Annotated in this window: 18 protein-coding genes; 9 read left to right on the forward strand and 9 right to left on the reverse strand. The window is 69.2% G+C overall.

What is annotated here, in order from left to right; genetic code table 11:
* The first annotated feature begins 31 nt into the window (after positions 1-31).
* The 5 genes from JOF42_RS16785 to JOF42_RS16805 all read left to right on the forward strand — a co-directional run bounded on the left by JOF42_RS16785 (position 32) and on the right by JOF42_RS16805 (position 4,267).
* Entirely contained in the window at positions 32-1,426 is a 1,395-nt protein-coding gene (locus JOF42_RS16785) for an MFS transporter (RefSeq protein ID WP_210098848.1), read from the forward strand.
* Between the two features lie 61 nt (positions 1,427-1,487).
* Complete coding sequence (locus JOF42_RS16790) at positions 1,488-2,183, forward strand: DUF899 domain-containing protein (RefSeq protein ID WP_259162387.1); 696 nt, start codon at positions 1,488-1,490, stop codon at positions 2,181-2,183.
* Entirely contained in the window at positions 2,180-2,995 is an 816-nt protein-coding gene (locus JOF42_RS16795) for an endo alpha-1,4 polygalactosaminidase (protein ID WP_210099253.1), read from the forward strand. Before JOF42_RS16790 ends, JOF42_RS16795 begins: the two co-directional genes overlap by 4 nt.
* A gap of 37 nt (positions 2,996-3,032) precedes the next feature.
* A complete protein-coding gene (locus JOF42_RS16800) occupies positions 3,033-3,713 on the forward strand; it encodes a DUF4352 domain-containing protein (RefSeq protein ID WP_210098849.1) in 681 nt (226 codons plus the stop codon).
* Complete coding sequence (locus JOF42_RS16805; RefSeq protein ID WP_210098850.1) at positions 3,710-4,267, forward strand: hypothetical protein; 558 nt, start codon at positions 3,710-3,712, stop codon at positions 4,265-4,267. The genes JOF42_RS16800 and JOF42_RS16805 overlap by 4 nt, the downstream gene beginning before the upstream one ends.
* Positions 4,268-4,617: 350 nt before the next feature.
* Here JOF42_RS16805 and JOF42_RS16810 read toward each other — a convergent pair whose 3' ends face one another.
* Positions 4,618-5,901 carry a hypothetical protein gene (locus JOF42_RS16810; protein ID WP_210098851.1) on the reverse strand — a complete coding sequence of 428 codons (1,284 nt, stop codon included), beginning with the start codon at positions 5,899-5,901 and terminating at the stop codon, positions 4,618-4,620.
* Positions 5,902-5,966: 65 nt separating this feature from the next.
* On the reverse strand, positions 5,967-7,310 hold the full coding sequence (locus JOF42_RS16815; RefSeq protein WP_210098852.1) for a cytochrome P450: 1,344 nt from the start codon (positions 7,308-7,310) through the stop codon (positions 5,967-5,969).
* Positions 7,311-7,477: 167 nt separating this feature from the next.
* Here JOF42_RS16815 and JOF42_RS16820 point away from each other — a divergent pair, with 167 nt between their 5' ends.
* Positions 7,478-7,915: an SRPBCC family protein gene (locus tag JOF42_RS16820; RefSeq protein WP_210098853.1), complete on the forward strand. Its 438-nt coding sequence runs from the start codon at positions 7,478-7,480 to the stop codon at positions 7,913-7,915.
* 66 nt (positions 7,916-7,981) lie between these two features.
* Positions 7,982-8,803, forward strand: coding sequence for a CPBP family intramembrane glutamic endopeptidase (locus JOF42_RS16825; protein WP_245340838.1), 822 nt, complete (start codon positions 7,982-7,984; stop codon positions 8,801-8,803).
* Between the two features lie 3 nt (positions 8,804-8,806).
* Here the strand turns inward: JOF42_RS16825 and JOF42_RS16830 are convergent, their stop codons facing one another.
* From JOF42_RS16830 to JOF42_RS16840, 3 genes are all read right to left on the reverse strand, one after another.
* The gene (locus JOF42_RS16830; RefSeq protein ID WP_210098855.1) at positions 8,807-9,991 is read right to left on the reverse strand and encodes an alcohol dehydrogenase catalytic domain-containing protein; all 1,185 of its coding nucleotides are present in this window, start codon (positions 9,989-9,991) and stop codon (positions 8,807-8,809) included.
* A gap of 80 nt (positions 9,992-10,071) precedes the next feature.
* Positions 10,072-11,175: a fatty acid desaturase family protein gene (locus JOF42_RS16835; protein WP_210099254.1), complete on the reverse strand. Its 1,104-nt coding sequence runs from the start codon at positions 11,173-11,175 to the stop codon at positions 10,072-10,074.
* Positions 11,176-11,203: 28 nt separating this feature from the next.
* Positions 11,204-11,722 (reverse strand): hypothetical protein, encoded by a 519-nt coding sequence (locus tag JOF42_RS16840; protein WP_210098856.1) that lies wholly within the window; start codon positions 11,720-11,722, stop codon positions 11,204-11,206.
* A 167-nt stretch (positions 11,723-11,889) separates the two neighbouring features.
* Between JOF42_RS16840 and JOF42_RS16845 the strand changes: the two genes are divergently transcribed.
* Together JOF42_RS16845 and JOF42_RS16850 are read left to right on the forward strand one after the other, a co-directional pair.
* Positions 11,890-12,234: a DUF7882 family protein gene (locus JOF42_RS16845; RefSeq protein WP_210098857.1), complete on the forward strand. Its 345-nt coding sequence runs from the start codon at positions 11,890-11,892 to the stop codon at positions 12,232-12,234.
* Between the two features lie 18 nt (positions 12,235-12,252).
* The gene (locus tag JOF42_RS16850) at positions 12,253-13,656 is read left to right on the forward strand and encodes a threonine/serine exporter family protein (protein WP_210098858.1); all 1,404 of its coding nucleotides are present in this window, start codon (positions 12,253-12,255) and stop codon (positions 13,654-13,656) included.
* Positions 13,657-13,662: 6 nt separating this feature from the next.
* Here JOF42_RS16850 and JOF42_RS16855 read toward each other — a convergent pair whose 3' ends face one another.
* From JOF42_RS16855 to JOF42_RS16870, 4 genes are all read right to left on the reverse strand, one after another.
* Complete coding sequence (locus JOF42_RS16855; RefSeq protein ID WP_210098859.1) at positions 13,663-14,298, reverse strand: DUF1684 domain-containing protein; 636 nt, start codon at positions 14,296-14,298, stop codon at positions 13,663-13,665.
* A 36-nt stretch (positions 14,299-14,334) separates the two neighbouring features.
* Positions 14,335-14,679 carry a cytoplasmic protein gene (locus JOF42_RS16860; protein ID WP_210098860.1) on the reverse strand — a complete coding sequence of 115 codons (345 nt, stop codon included), beginning with the start codon at positions 14,677-14,679 and terminating at the stop codon, positions 14,335-14,337.
* A gap of 65 nt (positions 14,680-14,744) precedes the next feature.
* Complete coding sequence (locus JOF42_RS16865; RefSeq protein ID WP_210098861.1) at positions 14,745-15,914, reverse strand: thiolase family protein; 1,170 nt, start codon at positions 15,912-15,914, stop codon at positions 14,745-14,747.
* Positions 15,911-16,672, reverse strand: a complete 762-nt coding sequence (locus JOF42_RS16870) for an enoyl-CoA hydratase/isomerase family protein (protein WP_210098862.1) — start codon at positions 16,670-16,672, stop codon at positions 15,911-15,913. Before JOF42_RS16870 ends, JOF42_RS16865 begins: the two co-directional genes overlap by 4 nt.
* Positions 16,673-16,691: the final 19 nt, after the last annotated feature.

Genomic DNA, 16,691 nt, shown 5'->3' on the forward strand with positions numbered 1-16,691 from the left:
GCGGCCCCTCCGACGGCAGTAGGGTCGGCCTGTGGCATCCTCTCGCTTCGCGCCCCTGCAGCGGCTCGTGATCTCGGTCGCCGTGCTGGCCTCCTTCGTGACCTTCCTCGACGGCACCGTCGTGACGGTCGCCCTCCCCGCCATCAGCCGGGAGCTCGGCGGCGGCATCACCACCCAGCAGTGGGTCGTCGACGCGTACCTCATCACGCTCAGCGCGCTCATCCTGCTCGCGGGCTCGCTGTCGGATGCCTACGGACGCGTGCTCGTGATGCGCGTCGGCCTCATCGCTTTCGGGGTCGCATCCGTCGCGGTCGCCGCCGCCCCCGATCCGCTGTTCCTGATCATCGCGAGAGCGGCCCAGGGCGCAGCGGGCGCCCTGCTGGTGCCCAGTTCGCTGGCGCTGATCACCGCGACCATGCGCGCCGACGTGCAGTCGCGCGCGATCGGCATCTGGACCGCGTTCACGACCTCCGCCCAGCTGATCGGCCCGCTGCTCGGGGGCCTCTTCGTGGACTTCCTGTCGTGGCGGTTCGTGTTCCTCATCAATGTCTTCCCGATCGCGGTCACCCTCCTGCTGCTCTCCCGCCTGAAGCTGAAGGAGCATCCGAGCGGCGCCCGGGTCGACTGGGCCAGCGGTGCCCTGTGCGCGATCGGACTCGGTGCCGTCGTTTTCGCGCTGATCGAGCAGCCGAATCTCGGCTGGCAGTCCCCCGTGATCTGGCTGCCCGGCATCGGCGGCGCCGCACTGTTCGCGTGGTTCCTCATCCGCCAGCAGCGCTCCTCCACCCCGCTGATGCCGCTGTCACTCTTCCGCGTGCGCGACTTCGCGTGGGGCAACCTCGCGACGCTCTTCGTCTATGCCGCGCTGTCTCTCAACGGCTTCGTGCTGGGCGTGTACCTGCAGCAGGGCGCCGGTCTCAGCGCCACCGCCGCCGGTCTCGCGAGCCTGCCGATCACGATCCTGATGATCCTCCTCAGCTCGCGCGCAGGCTCGTGGGCCGGGCGGTTCGGCCCGCGCATCTTCATGACCGTCGGACCGCTCATCATGGCGGTGGGAGCACTGATGCTGCTGCTCGTCGCTGAGGACTTCGACTACTGGTGGCAGGTGCTGCACGCCATGATCGTGCTGGGCCTGGGGCTCGCGCTCACCGTCGCCCCGCTGACCTCGGCCATCCTGGGGGCGATCGACGAATCGCGCTCGGGGATCGCCTCGGCCGTGAACAACGCCGTGTCCCGCGTCGCGGGCCTGCTCGTCGTCGCCATGCTGTCGACCATCATCGGCGGCATCCTCAACCTCGCCGGATTCCACAACGCCGCCATCGTCACCGCGGCGCTCCTGGTGCTCGGCGGAGTCGTGTCGTGGATCGGCATCCGCCGGAACCCCGCCGAAGAGGTGCCGAGCGAGGCCGTCGACGCACCCCGTTGACCGTGTCGGTGGCCGAGCGCAGACTGAGGGGACCGTCTCTCTGAGCATCCGGAGGTCCACCGTGAGCACGACCCAGACGCCCCTTCCGCCCGTCGTCGACGCCGAGACCTGGCGACGAGAACTCGATGTGCTGCGCGTGCGCGAGAAGGCGGCGACCCGAGAGCTCGATGCGATCGCGGCCGAGCGACGACGCCTGCCGATGGTGGAGCTGCCGGAGTACACGCTGGTCGGTGAAGAGGGCGCGGTGCGGCTCTCGGACGTCTTCGACGGGCATCCGCAGCTCATCGTCTACAACCACATGTGGAGCGACGGCAACGAGTGGCAGTGCCCCGGATGCACGGGGTTCACCTCGCAGTTCACGCGGCTCGACGTGCTCGAGCGGTACTACGACGCCCGGTTCGTGATCGTGACCAACGGCCCGATTGACGAGGCCCTCGCCTATCGCGATCGAGTGGGCAATCGGATGCCGTGGTACTCGAGCGCCGACAGCCCGTTCGGGGCCGACATGGACGCGGGGCCGAACGAGGGCTTCGGCGTGAACGTGTTCGTGCGCGACGGCGACACCGTCTACCGCACCTGGCACACGAACGGGCGGGGCACCGAGCGGCTGAGCCATCTGCAGGGGCTCGTCGACCTGCTGCCGTACGGACGCCAGGAGCAGTGGGAGGACTCCCCGGTCGGCTGGCCGCAGCACGGCACGTACGATCGGGGTATGGGTTCGAAAGAGATCGCCGCGCTGTACGGAGCGGGCAGCTGAGGCGGGCGACGGCGGTCTTCGCCGCTGCCGCCGCGCTGGCCCTCGCACTGTCGGGGTGCGCGACGACCGCCTCCGATGCCACCTCCACTTTCGTGCTTCCGCCCGCGGGAGCGACCCCCGACTATCAGCTCGGGGGTGCGTACGACCCCGCCGACGGCGTCGGCATCGTCGGCCGCGATCGCTCGGACGATCCCGCAGGCGGCCTGTACTCGATCTGCTACGTCAACGGTTTCCAGACCCAGCCGGGCGAGCTCGACTCGTGGCCCGATGACCTGCTGCTGCAGAGCGACGGCACGCCCGTGTTCGACCCCGACTGGCCCGACGAAGCCCTGCTCGACAGCTCGACCGACGACCGTCGCCAGCGCATCGCCGAGACGGTCGGGCCGTGGATCGACGGTTGCGCGGATGCCGGTTTCGACGCCGTGGAGTTCGACAACCTCGACTCGTACACGCGCTCGGACGGCGCGCTCACGCTCGACGACAACCTGGCCCTCGCCGCGCTGCTCGTCGACGTCGCTCACGACGCTGGCCTGGCCGCCGGGCAGAAGAACGCGGCGGAGGATGCGGCGGTGCTCCACGAGCGCGCCGGCTTCGACTTCGCGGTGGTCGAGGAATGCGCCGCCTACGAGGAGTGCGCCGCGTTCACCGATGTCTACGGCGACGCGGTGGTCGACATCGAGTACTCCGACGAGCTTCCTCGCACGTTCGCCGAGATGTGTGCCGACGACGAGTCACCGGCATCCATGGTGCTGAGGGACCGCGATCTCGTCACGCCCGGCCATGCGGAGTACGTGTTCGAGACGTGCTCGTGAGCACCACCGCCTGAACGCCCCTCGCTAGGCTGACCCCGTGAGGAAGACGGGGGATCACGAGCGCGCCGCGCCGAAGGTCGCCGCGCGCGCGATCGTGAGGCGCTGGGTGCGTTCCCTCGCCGATGTCCCGCGCGGGATCTGGATCGCCGCGGCGGCCCTCATCGCGCTGCTGCTCGTCGTCTTCGCGATCGGAGGCTTCGCCCAGGCACAGGCTGCCCCGACCGAGCTCGGCGTGGGCGACGAGGCGCGTGCCTCCGTCTACGCCGTCACTGTGATCGATGCCGAGTTCGCCGACGAGGTCGAGTCCGAATACCTCGAGGCGGAGCCCGGCGAGACGCTGCTCGTCATGACGATGCGGATGGAGAACCTCTCCGATGCTCCGATCGGCGTCGGCACCGCGGCCGACCGCACCAAAGCGGGCCTCGTCAACACCGAGAACCCGCTGCTCGACCTGAGCGGAGTCTCGGCGACCGACACGGTGTCGGTCTGGCGCGCCGACGGCTCGTCCGGGCAGGTCATCCTGCAACCGGGCGTGCCGAGTGAGGTCACGCTCGCCTGGTCCGTCCCGGAGGATGCCTTCCCCGACGGTGTCGTCTCGCTCGATGTGCACGAGGTCGAGGTCCGCCGTGGCGCCGTCATCCTATCGGCGAGCGTCGTCACCTGGCGCGCGGCCGAGACGTTCGCCCGCATCAGCGTCACACCCACGGGGGCGCCATGAGACGCGCGCTCCCCTGGATCCTCGGCGGCCTGCTCGTGATCGCCGCCGGAGCGATCACCGCGGTGACCCCCGACGACGAGTCGCTCGTCGGAGCGACCGTGCAGCGCGGATCCTTCGGCGACACCGTCGCGTCGCGCACCCTGATCGCGACGGCCTCCGACGCGACGTTCGCCGATGAGCTCGCCGTGCCCTCGTCCGACTGGAGTGCCGCGGGCAACTGGCTCATCGTGACCGTCGTCGCCTCGGCCCCGACGACCGAGGTCGATTCCGCGATCCAGCTCGCCACGCTCGTGGTCGGCGACCGCGTGTTCCACTCGAGCGAGCGACCGTCGGCCTCACTGAAGGGAACGCCTCTGCGGGTGGGCATCGACACGGTCGGCACCCTCGCGTTCGAACTGCCGCCCGACGTGACCACAGGAACCGCCGAACTGCGCCTGACCACGTCGTACGTCACCCCCGAGCTCGACGACCTCGTCGCCATCCCGCTCGTTCTCGACGACCTCGAGCGCACCGCCAGCATCGAGCTCGTCGACTCCGGGGTGAGTGCCCCGTGAGCTGGTGGCGCAGGCAGCGCGCAGCGGTGATCGCCCTCGTGATCGCCGCCGCCGCGGTGGTCGGGGCCACTGTATGGCTCGACGTCGTGCCGAGCATCCGACCGACTGACCGGGTGATCGAGGCCGAGTCGACCGTCGAGATCGCAGGCCAGACCCTCGAGCTGGGCCCCACCGAGTGGGGCGAGTTCGAGGCGCCCGACGGGTCGCGGACGCTGAGCGTCCGGCTGAGCTCCACCGGAGGAGCCGACGCCTCGGTGTGCGGTCAGGCGACGCTCACCGACACGCACACTGGTCGCACCTGGGTCAGCTCACGGACCGGACTCGACGTCTCGTACGAGGATGGCGAGAGCTCATGCACCATCGAGGCGTCCGCGTACCGCATCCTGCTCGTCTTCCTGCTTCCGCAGGACGCCGACGGGCCGTTTCTGCTCGACATCGAGGGCAACGACGCCGACCTCGCCCGCTTCGTCATCGAGCCCTGACGGACGCGTGTCGAGGCCGGCCTGCGGGCGTCCGATCACACTGTCGTAGGCGGTCGCGACGATGGCGACCCGCAAAGGCTCGGCCACCGCGGCGACCGCGACCGTGACCAGCGGGAAGAACCCGGCCCAGAACGACGCCTCATGGCCGCCGACGAGCTGCAGCGCACCCCGGGTTCCCGCCTGCTCGGCGAATCCCCAGGCCGCATAGGCCAGGGCATACACGCCGAACAGCAGGGGTCCGCCGCGCCAGATCACCGCGACGGCGGCCCAGAGCCCCTCGAGTCGCATCACGAGCGTGCGGGCGATGCTCATCGCCGCGCCGCGGGTGGCGCCCCCGCCCCAGCGCCCGAACGACGGCGTCGAGTCGAACGTCGTGCCGAAGATCACACCGGCGACCGTCAACCACGCAGCGGGCACGATGAGGGCCGCGACGAGGATGCCGAACAGCCAGGTCGCCCCCTCCCAGACCGCCGCCACCGGTGCGAGGTTGACGGCGAACCAGTCGCCGAAACCCTGCAACCAGCCGACCGCCTCGCGTTCGGCGAACCAGTCGAGCACGCCGTTCCACCACCGGGCGACCAGCGTGAAGAGCATGAATGTCCACAGCACCTCGGCGTAGGTGGCGAGGATGATCGTCCACCGCGGCAGCCTGTCGGCGAATCGGGTGAACAGCAGACGCGCGACCAGCGCGACGACGAGAACGGTCACCGGCAGCACGCCGACGGCGATCAGACCCCCTCGATCGCCCACCTGGGCGAGGTCATACCCCGAGTCTGCGAGTGCGATCGCACTCGCGATGCGGAAGAAGTCGATCTGGTCGACGTCGAGCAGACCCCACGCCGTGTAGAACGCGAAGAAGGGCAGGATCGCCGCAAGCGTGGCCGAGCCGAACTCGCGGATGCCCCCGGCATCCTCCCTGCGGCTGTGCGGCAGGGACGGGCGCACAGTCAGGTACATCGCGACGTACGAGACGAGACGCGCGGCGACCGCGAGCGGCAGCAGCAGCAGTCCTCCGAGCGTCGTGTGACCGCCGACGAAACCGGACAGCTCGACGAGCAGTCGGTGCAGTGCCTCTCCGCCGAGGTACCACGCCATGAGCGCCGGCCAGTGCCGTGCGACGATGCGCCCGAACGTCCGGAGGGCCTGTGACATGTGCCCTACCGTATCCGGTCGTGGCTACCCGGCTCACTCCGGCCGGGCGCGCCCGAGCACCGATGTCACCGGTGGAAGGGGCACCCACCGGATGCCGGCGCAGCCGCCGACCGAACCTTCCCGCCGGAGCGCGGCTTGGTGGGGAGCCGACGACGGTTGAGGTCGAGGCCCTCGTCGAGGATCCGCAGCTCGGGGTCGCTCAGCACCGTGATCGCGGCGGCGAGACCGGCGATCGCGAGCTTCTCGCCCGGGCACCGGTGGCCCGTCGCGACGTCGGCACCGCCGTGCGGGATGAATGCGGCGAGCGCCTCGTAGTCGTCGCCGACATCGCGGAAACGCTCGGGGTCGAAACGCCGGGGGCGGGCCCAGAAGCGCTCATCGGTGTTGGTGCCGAGGATGTCGAGCACGACGCGTCCGCCGGCATCCACCCTCTGTCCGTCGAGCTCGACGTCGGCGATGGCCCACCCGGGGAGCATCGGCACGAACGGGGAGGTGCGGCGCACCTCCTGCGCGAACATGACCGACAGCGGGCCGCCGACCAGGGCACCGCGTTCGGCGGACTCGGCCGCGATGCGCTCACGCCAGTCCGGGCGCTCGTGCAGTTCCTTCGCCGCGAACGCGACGAACCGTGCGACCGCGATCATCGGGCGGATGCTGTTCTGCAGCTCGACTCCCGCGATGCGCGCGGGGAGGAGCTCGCCGTGCTCGTCGCGGTGATGCGCCCACTGCTCGAGGGCGGTGCCCGTCTCAGCGCTCAGCGCTCCGTGGCGCACGGCCTCGATGAGTCGTGCGGAGTGCCGATCCGACCACCAGCGGTTCGCCAGCGCCGCGACGTACTCCGGCGAGTAGGGGGATCCGAACCCGTCGACGATCTGCGCGAGCCGTGCCGCCCACCGGGTCTTCGCCGCCGGGGTGCCCGGCACTCCGGCCCACCCCATGATCGCGCGGCCCAGGGCGCCGACGGCCGCGTCGTACGCGCTTCGCGTGCCGCCGTCGATCCACGCCTGCCGTTCGCTCCGCCACTCCCGCTCGAGCCAGGGAGTCAGCCGGTCGACCTGCGCGTCGTCATAGGCGACCTCGACGAAGGTGGCTTTGCGGTGCTTGTGCTCGTCGCCGTCGAGGCTGTGCACCGACCCGTGCCCGAACAGGCTCTCCTGCACGACCGAGGGCATGGCACCCGAGCGCGCGATGCGGCTCTCGTCATAGAAGAGCTCCACACCTTCGACCCCGCGCACGAACATGGTGTCGTCGCCGAGCAGACTCATCGGCGCCGATCGCGCCCCCGGTCGGACCCTGCGCCAGATGCGCGGGCCGAAGCCATAGCCGCGGGTCAGCAGGTGGGGAGCGTCGTCGTGCGCGAGGGTGCCGAGTCTGCGGGCGGCGCGTGCGGGGAGGTCGATGAGTGCCATGACCCGACATTCGCAGAGCGACCGCCGCTGTTCCAGGGGGAGGCGCGGCGGCGGGGCTTGTGCTAGCGCCGCCCGGGCATCCGCGCGTCCGCACATCCGCCCGCGTCAAGCCCCTGGGCGGTGCGGGCGAAGGGCGCGACGATGCACTCAGGAGAGAAGAGGCCGACATGGCGAAGAACGTCCGCACGATGAACTGCCACCCCGATGACGTGTTCCGGGTGCTCCGCGATGCCTGGCTCTACCCTGCGTGGGTCGTCGGCGCCTCGCGCATGCGCGATGTCGACGAGTCGTGGCCGCAGCCCGGAGCAGAGCTGCACCATTCGGTCGGTGTCTGGCCGGCTCTCCTCGACGACACCACGGTGGTCGAGGAGTGGGATCCGCCCCATCGGATGGTCATGCGCGCGAAGGGATGGCCGATCGGCGAGGCACGGGTCACGCTACGCGTGCGCTCGCACGGCGATGGCACGATCGTGCGCATCGACGAGGAGCCGGTCAGCGGCCCGGCGGCGCTTCTGCCGGGTGCGGTGACCGCTCCCCTGCTGCGGTGGCGCAACTCCGAGACGCTGCACCGCCTGGGTTACCTGGCCGAGGGCCGAGCGGGCTGACCCCGGGGCCGCTCACCCATATATTGGTCACGAGCCGCGACCTTCGCGGATGCGGAGGGATGAATGATGACCGATGTGACGCAGTCCGGCTGGCGACAGTTCTGGGAGAAGGGCGGCTGGTGGCGTGCGATCGTCCTCGTCGTCGTCTACTTCGTGCTGTTCAACGGCCTTTCACTCCTGCTCACTCCCATCGCCGCGCAGATCGAGGATCCGCAGAGCGCGGAGGCGATCCTCGTCTTCTACGTCATCCCGATCCTCGTCGGCAGCCTGCTCCTCGTCGCGTTCGCGCTGTCAGTCGGGTGGCTGCGGGAGATCTTCGGTCCCCAACCGATCCGCGGACGAGGATGGATGTGGATCGCGATCGCCGTCGTCCTCGTGTTCAACGTCCTGCATCTGCTGTCGATCGACTACGGCGCTGCCGGGTTCGAGGTCGTGGCGACCTGGCTGCTCGCCGGCGTGTTCATCGGATTCGCCGAGGAAGTGCTGACGCGCGGCCTCGTGGTCAACATGCTGCGCAAGGCGGGGCAGCGCGAGATCGCCGTCGCCGCGATCTCCTCGGCTCTCTTCGCCCTCCTTCATGCGGGAAACCTGCTCTCGGGACAGTCGCTGCTCGCGACCGCGTTCCAGCTGGTCTACACCTTCGGATTCGGCGTCTGCATGTACCTCGCGATGCGGGTGACCGGCACGATCATCGCGCCGATCCTCCTGCACGCCAGCACCGACCCGAGCATCTTCCTGCAGACCGCATACCCGGTCGAGGGAACGATCAGCGCCCTCGGCGGTCTCGGCAACCCCGCCGTCATCATCGTGGGCATCGTGCTGCTGTTCTTCGTCCGCGGACGCGTCACTCCCACCACGGCTGCTCCGCAGTACGACGCGACGCGCTGACGCTCAGACGCGCGACGGCTGCAGCACGACCTTGATGCACCCGTCCTCTTTGCGCTGGAACGTCTCGTAGAGGGCCGGCGCATCCTCGAGCGGCGCGGTGTGGGTCGTGAGATCCATCACGCCGAGCGGATCGCTGACGTCTTCGACCAGTGGCATCAGGTCGTCGATCCAGCGCTTCACGTTGCACTGCCCCATGCGGATGCTCACCTGCTTGTCGAACAGGGTCTTCATGGGCATGATGTCGGCGTCGCCCGCATAGACCCCGCTCAACGAGACCGTGCCGCCACGGCGCACGACGTCGATCGATGCGTAGAGTGCAGCCAGGCGGTCGACGCCCGCCTTGTCGAAGACCTGCCGGGCGGCCGCGTCGGGGAGCAGCCCGACTGCCTTCTGCACGAGCGAGATGCCCGGGTTGCCGTGTGCCTCCATGCCCACGGCGTCGACGACGGCATCCGTTCCTCGCCCTCCCGTGAGATCACGCAGCTGCTCGACGACATCATCGGTGAGGTCGAAGACCTCCGCGCCGTGACGCGCCGCCATCTCGCGGCGCGCGGCGACGGGATCCACCGCGAGCACCCGGTAGCCGCGATGTGCGCCGACCCGGGCGACGAACTGCCCGACCGGACCGAGCCCCATGACGGCGAGGGTTCCGCCGTCGGGGACGTTCGCGTACTCCACGCCCTGCCATGCGGTCGGCAGGATGTCGCTGAGGAAGAGGTAGCGCTCGTCGGGCAGATCCGATGCGACCTTGATGTGGTTGTAGTCCGCGAGAGGCACGCGCAGGAACTCCGCCTGCCCTCCGGGCACCTGGCCGTAGAGCTTGGTGTATCCGAACAGCGAGGCGCCGCTGCCGTACTCGGTCACCTGGGTCGTCTCGCACTGCGACTGCAGACCGCGCAGGCAGTAGAAGCAGTGCCCGCACGAGATGTTGAACGGCACGACGACGCGGTCGCCGACCTTGAGATCCCGGACGGCAGCGCCCACCTCGACGACGACGCCCATCGGCTCATGCCCGAGGACGTCCCCCTTGTCGAGGAACGGACCCAGCAGTTCGTACAGATGCAGGTCCGAGCCGCAGATCGCCGACGAGGTGATCCGCACGATCGCATCCGTCGCACGCTCGATCACCGGGTCCGGAACCTCCTCGACCGTCACGTTGCGCGTGCCCTGCCAGGTGAGTGCCTTCATGGTGCGTCCTCCTCGTGGGATGTCGAAAATCCACCCTCCGTCGAACGCGCACGATACGACAGAGGGTTGACAGTGGTCGGTCAGCGGGAAGCTGCGACCAGGTGGTCGCGCTGGTCGGCGAGCGGACACGAGAAGACGTCTCGCTCCCCGAGGCCCACGCGATTGATGTAGCGCACCACGATCGCGTACGACGTGAAAAGCCCGACCTGGGTGTACCTGACGTCGTGCGCATCGCAGTAGGCCGCGACGATCGGCGCCGCTCTGCGCAGGTGCGGCCGAGGCATCGACGGGAACAGGTGGTGCTCGACCTGGTAGTTCAGACCGCCCATCACGACGTCGAGGATGCGACTCCCCCGCACATTGCGGCTCATCAGCACCTGGCGCCGGAGGAAGTCCAGGGTCAGGTCCTTCGGCACCACCGGCATCCCCTTGTGGTTCGGAGCGAAGGCGATGCCCATGTAGAACCCGAACAGGCCCAGCTGCACCGCGAGGAAGGTGAAGGCGATGCCCGGAGACAGCACGATGAACACCAGTGTCACGAATCCGATCATCCGGATGCTGAGGAAGGCGATCTCGGCCCATCGACGTTCGAGGCGGCCCCGCGTCACGACCCGACGCACGCTCGACGCATGCAGCGACAGCCCTTCGAGGAGCAGGATCGGGAAGAACGCGAGACCCTGATGCGCCTGCAGCCACGTGACCGCCGGACCGTGGCGGCGGGCCGCCGTCTCGGCCGTGACCGCGATGACCGGCAGCTCGATGTCGGGGTCCGCCCCGAGCTTGTTCGGATTCGCGTGGTGACGTGTGTGCTTGTGCTGCCACCACCCGTAGCTCATGCCCACGAGCAGGTCGCCGAGGATGATGCTGATCCAGTCGTTCCACCGCCCCGACACGAAGATCTGCCGGTGGGCGGCATCGTGGCCGAGGAATGCGATCTGGGTGAAGACGATCGCGAGGAAGGCGGCGGTGAACAGCTGCCACCACGTATCGCCGATCCATATGAAGGCGGCGAGGCTGACGGCCACGACGAGTGGGGCCGCGATGAGCTTCGTCCAGTAGTAGCCGTACCGGCGCCGCAGCAGGCCGCGTTCGCGGATCTGCTGCGCCAGCTCGGTGAAGGTGCTCGCTCCGCCCCGGGCGCTGTCGCGCGGACGGGTCCGGACGATCGGACGGATGCCGTCCATGATGACCTCTTCTCCGGCGTCGTCCGCTCTACGAGCGGAAGGCACCGCCCTCTTCGAACCAGTCCCCGATGCGCGCGTCGTCATCGGAGACGGCGGCGATCGGACGACGGTCGAAGACCACCGATTCGGCGAGAGCTGCGACGGACGCCGCGCGCTCCTGCTCACGGTCGGTGGCGTCCTGGAAACGTAGGGCCTCGATCTCGCGAGCGGCCACGAGGGACGCACTGATCTCGGCGAGGCGTTCCGCGATGACGGCAGCGAGGCCGTCGCGGAGTTCTTCCAGGTTGGTGTTCGCGATCTCCAGACGACGATCGGCGACGTGGAGCTCGACGGTCGGGAATCCGTTCGCGGACAGGTGGGCGCGCGTCTCGCTGCCCTGGATCGCGGCGACCTCGTCGCGATCGGTCTTGCGCGTGAACACCGCTTCGACGGTGTAGCGGTCGGGAGCCTCGTCGGTCATCAGGGTCGCCGGAAGCGAGCCGATGAGGATGGATTCCAGACCCAGCAGTTCGGAGCTCTGCCCCGCGATCTTCAGTTGTGCGTTCATGTGCTGACGTTACGCCTGCATGCTGTATGCGTTCACAGTCTCGAGCCTCGATTCGGCGGCGACCTCGTATCGCTGGAGTACTGGAATATGGGAAACTGGATCCACCACCGGTGATCACCCGATCGCGCCTCATGACACAGGTTCCGTGGCGAACTGAGGAGATCATCGTGGGCAAGCTCATCTATGAAGGAAGCGTCAAGGCGGACATCGAGGACCGGGCGCTGACGCACCTGCAGCTGGTCATGACCGCGAAGCTGCGACGCGGCGAGCCGTTCGCGTTCACCTGGCGTGAGGACATGAGCGTCGGCGGCGGGCGCACGACCGTGTGGGTGCACGCGGGCAGCTCTCTCGTGTTCAAGTACAGCGGCAGCCGACAGCCTTCGATCAACCGCGCCTGGGTCGAGGCCCTGGCATTCACGGCGAGCGCGCCGAGCGGCCTGTACCTCGTGCACGAGCCCGCCGAGGGCAGCGCGCCTCCGGCTGAGCGCCTGGACGTTCCCGCACACGCCTGACTCAGGGAGAATGGGGTGATGTCCCCGAACCCCCAGCGGCGACTGCTCGCCTCCGTGCGCAGGATCCTGCACACCGACCCCTCCACCGTCGCGCACACCGAGGCCATGCCCGTCATCGACGAGCGCACGGTACCTCGAGTCCTCGACCTCGCGACCCGCATCGGCGAATCGATGTTCGCCGTCGGCGCCTCCGCGCACGAAGTCACCCTCGCCATCACACGCGTGTGCTCGGCCTACGGGATGCGGGATGTGCAGGTCGACGTCACCTACAACTCCATCACCGTCTCGTTCCACCTGAGCGGCGAGGTGTGGCCCGAGACCCTCGTCCGCGTCGTCCGGGTGGCGGCTCCCGACCACGCCAAGCTTCAGCGCGTGCAGGCCCTGGTCGCGGACATCGACGACGGGCTCGACCTCGAGTCGGCCCGCACCGCGTTCCGGGTTCTGCGCCGGGTTCCTTTCCGCTACCAGCAGCCGGTGGTCATCGTCGCCCGTGCCCTGCTCGCGGTCGGCGTCAGCATCATGCTCGGCGCCTCGCCGATCATCGTGGGCCTCACGTTCGTCGCGGCGCTCTGCGCGGCCATCACCCAGGCGGGACTCGCGCGGGCCCGCGTGCCCCTGTTCTTCAGCCAGATCGCCGGTGGCTTCGTCACCACGGTCGTCGCGGTGGCCGTCTCGGCGCTCGGCTCGGCCGGGATCGAGCCGTTCGTCGGCATCCGCCCGTCGATCATCGTGGCCTCGGGCATCGTGCTCATGCTCGCCGGACTCACCGTGGTCGGGGCTGCTCAGGATGCGATCGACGGGTTCGCGCTCACCGCAGGCGGCCGCATCCTCGACCTCACCATGCAGACGCTCGGCGTCGTGATCGGCATCCTCGTCGGACTCGAGCTGGGCAGCGTGCTCGGCTTCACGATGGGTCTGCCTGATGACCCCGCCCCGTTCGGACCGCTGCTCAACCAGTTCGCGGGCGCGATCATCATCGCCGTCGCCGTGGCGGTGTTCAACGGCGCCGGCATCCGGATCATCCTCGTGAGCGCACTGCTCAGCGCCGTCACGATCGCCGGGTACTCGGTCATGGTCGGCCTGAATCTGCACCCGGCGGCGGCGAGCGCGATCGGCGCTCTGCTGGCGAGCTTCATCGGCATGCTGATCGCGGTGAACCTCCATGTGCCGTCGGTCGCGGTGACGACCGCGGCGATCGTGCCGCTCGTGCCCGGTGTCGCGGTGTTCCAGGGACTCCTCGAGATGATCCACTCCGCGGGATCCACCGCCGGCGTCGTCGGCATCGGCGGATCGCTGGTGGATGCCGTCGTGATCGGCATCGGGCTCGCCTCGGGAGCATCCCTCGGGCTCTACCTCGGCACACCCGTGCGCGCGACCCTCAGCAGCGTCGCGAAGACGCGGGCGCGCGCCGTCCGCCGCTGACGTCGATCAGGCCGGCCCGCCCGAGTACGTCTCCCCTACCGGAACCGCCACCTGCAGCACGTTTCCGGGCTGGGCGAGGGGGCAGGCCCACGCCGGATCGTAGGCGCACGAGGGGTTGTACGCGAAGTTGAAGTCGAGCACGATCGTGCCGCGCTCGGCATCCGACCCCAGGTCCGCACCCTTGATCGTGTCGATCAGGTAGCGGCCGCCGCCGTAGGTGCCGCCGGGGCGTCCGGCGAGCGCGTCGCGCACGGGGATGAACAGTCCCCCGCCGTAGGTCGTCAGACGCCAGATGTCGAGCGAACCGGTGTCGGGGATCTCGACCCTGCCGACGCGCTCGAACGGCACGACCCCGTCGGTTCCGGTCGCGAAGTCGAAGCCACCGGGCTCGGCAGGCAGGATAGGCAGCTCGAAACGCCACTGCGGATCGTACGAGGCGATGGGCAGCCCCTCGAAGAGGGCTCTGTCGCCCGGCAGCAGCGGAGTCGCCGGATGGTGCAGCATCAGGTCGTCGCGTTCGATGCGCCAGAGCTCGTGCGCCTCCTCCGGCGACTCGGCCCGCCGGACGGCGTCGTACAGGGCGAACACGCGACGTCGCCAGTCGACGACCTCGGCGGCGGTGCGGGCTTTCGTGAGCGTCATGTGGTTCAGGCTACGCGCCCGGCTCGGCCGCGTCGCTCAGGTACGCGGTCCGAGAGCTGCCGGGTCGGTCTCGCCCGCGGCATCGCCCTTCAACTCGATGAGGATGGTGTGCGTCGGCGTGGTTCCGGTGTTCTCCCCTGAGTGGCGCTGCGCCGCGAGCCACACCGCCTGCCCCGACGTCAGCTGCGTGTCGAAGGTGCGCTCCCCCGCCGACAGCCGGCGCGAGAAGTCGCTGAGCGTGACCATCACACTGTTCGGGTGTTCGTGCGGGGTCGTGCGGTCGCCCGGTTCGTCCGTGTAATCGAGCACCCGGACGAAGTCGTTCTCCCACAGGGTGCGGTAGTGATCGGGATTCGTCAGGGTGGGATCGTCGGTGACCATGGCCACACAGTACGCCCGGCGATCCCACCCCGACAGGGGGTCTTGAGACGCTCCGCCGGGAGGGCTCAGCGTTCGAGCACCACCGCCAGTCCCTGCCCCACACCGATGCAGAGCGCCGCGACCGCGACTCCGCCCCCTCGGCGCTTCAGTTCATGCGCCGCGTGTCCGATGACACGACCGCCGGAGGCGCCGAGCGGGTGCCCCATGGCGAGCGCGCCCCCATGGACGTTCAGCTTCTCAGGATCGAGGTCGGGCCATCCCTTCAGACATGCGAGGGACTGAGATGCGAACGCCTCGTTCAGCTCGACCAGATCGACGTCGGCCCAGGTGCGCCCTGCCCGCGCCAGCGCCTTGTTCGCCGCTTCGATCGGCGCGATCGGGAACTCGTCCGGATCCACGCCATGCCATCCCCTGCCGGCGATCCGCGCGAGCGGGTCACCCGCGATCGCGCCTTCCGATCCGATGAGCACCGCCGATGCACCGTCGTTGATCGACGACGAGTTGCCCGCGGTGACCGATCCGTCCGCCGCGAAGAGCGGCCGGAGGCCGGCGAGCTTCGCGACCGTCGAGCCGTCGCGGATTCCCTCGTCTCGCGTCATCGCGTGTCCGTCGACCTGAACGATCTCCGCGTCGAACAGCCCCTCGCGCCACGCCGCGGCAGCACTCTCGTGGCTGCGCACGGTGAAGGCATCCTGCATCTCGCGTGTGATCCCCCATTCGCGGGCGGTCTTCTCGGCGGACTCCCCGTTCGAGATCGTCCAGTGCTCGGGAAGTCGCGGGTTGACCATCCGCCATCCGATCGCGGTGTTCCACAGGGTCTGGTTGCCGACCGCAGCGTACGGCTTCGGCGACTTCTCGACGACCCACGGCGCACGGCTCATGGACTCCACCCCGCCGGCGAGGATGATGTCCGCGTCTCCCGCCTCGATCGCCCGTGATCCCTGGAATACCGCTTCGAGGGACGAGGCGCACAGTCGATTCACCGTGGTTCCCGTCACCGATGTCGGGAACCCCGCGAGCAGCGCGGCGAAGCGCGCCACGTTGCGGTTGTCCTCACCCGCCTGGTTGGCGTCGCCGAAGATCACGTCGTCGATACGAGAGGGATCGATCCCCGCACGCTCGACGATCGCCCTCATGACGACGGCGGCGAGGTCATCGGGGCGGATGTCGGACAGCGCCCCGGCGGCACGCCCGAAAGGGGTCCGCACGGCGTCGTACACGAAACTGGCAGTCATGATCTCTCCTTGGTGGCGGATCTGTCGAGGAAGGCGGACATGCGCGCCCTCTTCGCATCCGACTCGAAGAGGATCGCCTGGGCGAGGTCGTCGACGAGCGGATGGGCACTCTCCGGTGCATCGAGAACGCGTTTCGTCAGCTGAACGGCGAGGGGATCCTGAGTGGCGATGCGATCGGCGATGCCGTGTGCGGCGTCGATCAGCTCATCGGGCGCGTGCACGGAGGCGACGAGATGGGCATCCAGTGCCTCCTGAGCCGTGAGCCGGCGTCCGGCGAGCAGGATCTGCCGCGCCAGAGGAGCACCGACGAGCTTCGGAAGACGCCACGTGCCGCCGGCGGCCGCGATGATCCCGAGCCCCGCCTCCGGGTTCCCGAACACCGCTCGATCCGAGGCGATGCGGATGTCCGCCGCGTAAGCGAGTTCCGCTCCACCCCCGATCGCGTACCCGTCGACCGCCGCGATAACGGGCATGGGCAGCTCGGCGATCCGGCTGAAGATGCGCGCGTTGTAGCCGCGCAGAGCCTCATCGCGTCCGCGGCCCAGCAGGACGCCGATGTCGGCGCCGCTCGCGAACACGCCCCTCTCGGGGGTGCTCGCGCCCGAGAGGATGAGCGTCCTCGGGTGACGTTCGAGGTCTGCGCACACCTCGTGCAGCTCCGCCACCATCACCTCGTCGATGGCGTTCCGCACGGCAGGGCGGTCGAGTTCGATGTGGATGCGATCCGCCGACTCTGCGACGAGCCTCAGCGCACGCATGCTCGCCGACTTCCGCCGA

The sequence above is a fragment of the Microbacterium phyllosphaerae genome (assembly GCF_017876435.1).
In the GTDB taxonomy this organism is placed as follows: domain Bacteria; phylum Actinomycetota; class Actinomycetes; order Actinomycetales; family Microbacteriaceae; genus Microbacterium; species Microbacterium phyllosphaerae.

What these genes read in the sequence shown, in the direction of transcription:
- JOF42_RS16840 (WP_210098856.1), bottom strand. Translation starts at nt 11,722, where the DNA reads ATGAACGCACAACTGAAGATCGCGGGGCAGAGCTCCGAACTGCTGGGT.
- JOF42_RS16870 (WP_210098862.1), bottom strand. Translation starts at nt 16,672, where the DNA reads ATGCGTGCGCTGAGGCTCGTCGCAGAGTCGGCGGATCGCATCCACATC.
- JOF42_RS16835 (WP_210099254.1), bottom strand. Translation starts at nt 11,175, where the DNA reads ATGGACGGCATCCGTCCGATCGTCCGGACCCGTCCGCGCGACAGCGCC.
- JOF42_RS16865 (WP_210098861.1), bottom strand. Translation starts at nt 15,914, where the DNA reads ATGACTGCCAGTTTCGTGTACGACGCCGTGCGGACCCCTTTCGGGCGT.
- JOF42_RS16825 (WP_245340838.1), top strand. Translation starts at nt 7,982, where the DNA reads ATGACCGATGTGACGCAGTCCGGCTGGCGACAGTTCTGGGAGAAGGGC.
- JOF42_RS16810 (WP_210098851.1), bottom strand. Translation starts at nt 5,901, where the DNA reads ATGTCACAGGCCCTCCGGACGTTCGGGCGCATCGTCGCACGGCACTGG.
- JOF42_RS16830 (WP_210098855.1), bottom strand. Translation starts at nt 9,991, where the DNA reads ATGAAGGCACTCACCTGGCAGGGCACGCGCAACGTGACGGTCGAGGAG.
- JOF42_RS16820 (WP_210098853.1), top strand. Translation starts at nt 7,478, where the DNA reads ATGGCGAAGAACGTCCGCACGATGAACTGCCACCCCGATGACGTGTTC.
- JOF42_RS16805 (WP_210098850.1), top strand. Translation starts at nt 3,710, where the DNA reads ATGAGACGCGCGCTCCCCTGGATCCTCGGCGGCCTGCTCGTGATCGCC.
- JOF42_RS16850 (WP_210098858.1), top strand. Translation starts at nt 12,253, where the DNA reads ATGTCCCCGAACCCCCAGCGGCGACTGCTCGCCTCCGTGCGCAGGATC.
- JOF42_RS16855 (WP_210098859.1), bottom strand. Translation starts at nt 14,298, where the DNA reads ATGACGCTCACGAAAGCCCGCACCGCCGCCGAGGTCGTCGACTGGCGA.
- JOF42_RS16815 (WP_210098852.1), bottom strand. Translation starts at nt 7,310, where the DNA reads ATGGCACTCATCGACCTCCCCGCACGCGCCGCCCGCAGACTCGGCACC.
- JOF42_RS16860 (WP_210098860.1), bottom strand. Translation starts at nt 14,679, where the DNA reads ATGGTCACCGACGATCCCACCCTGACGAATCCCGATCACTACCGCACC.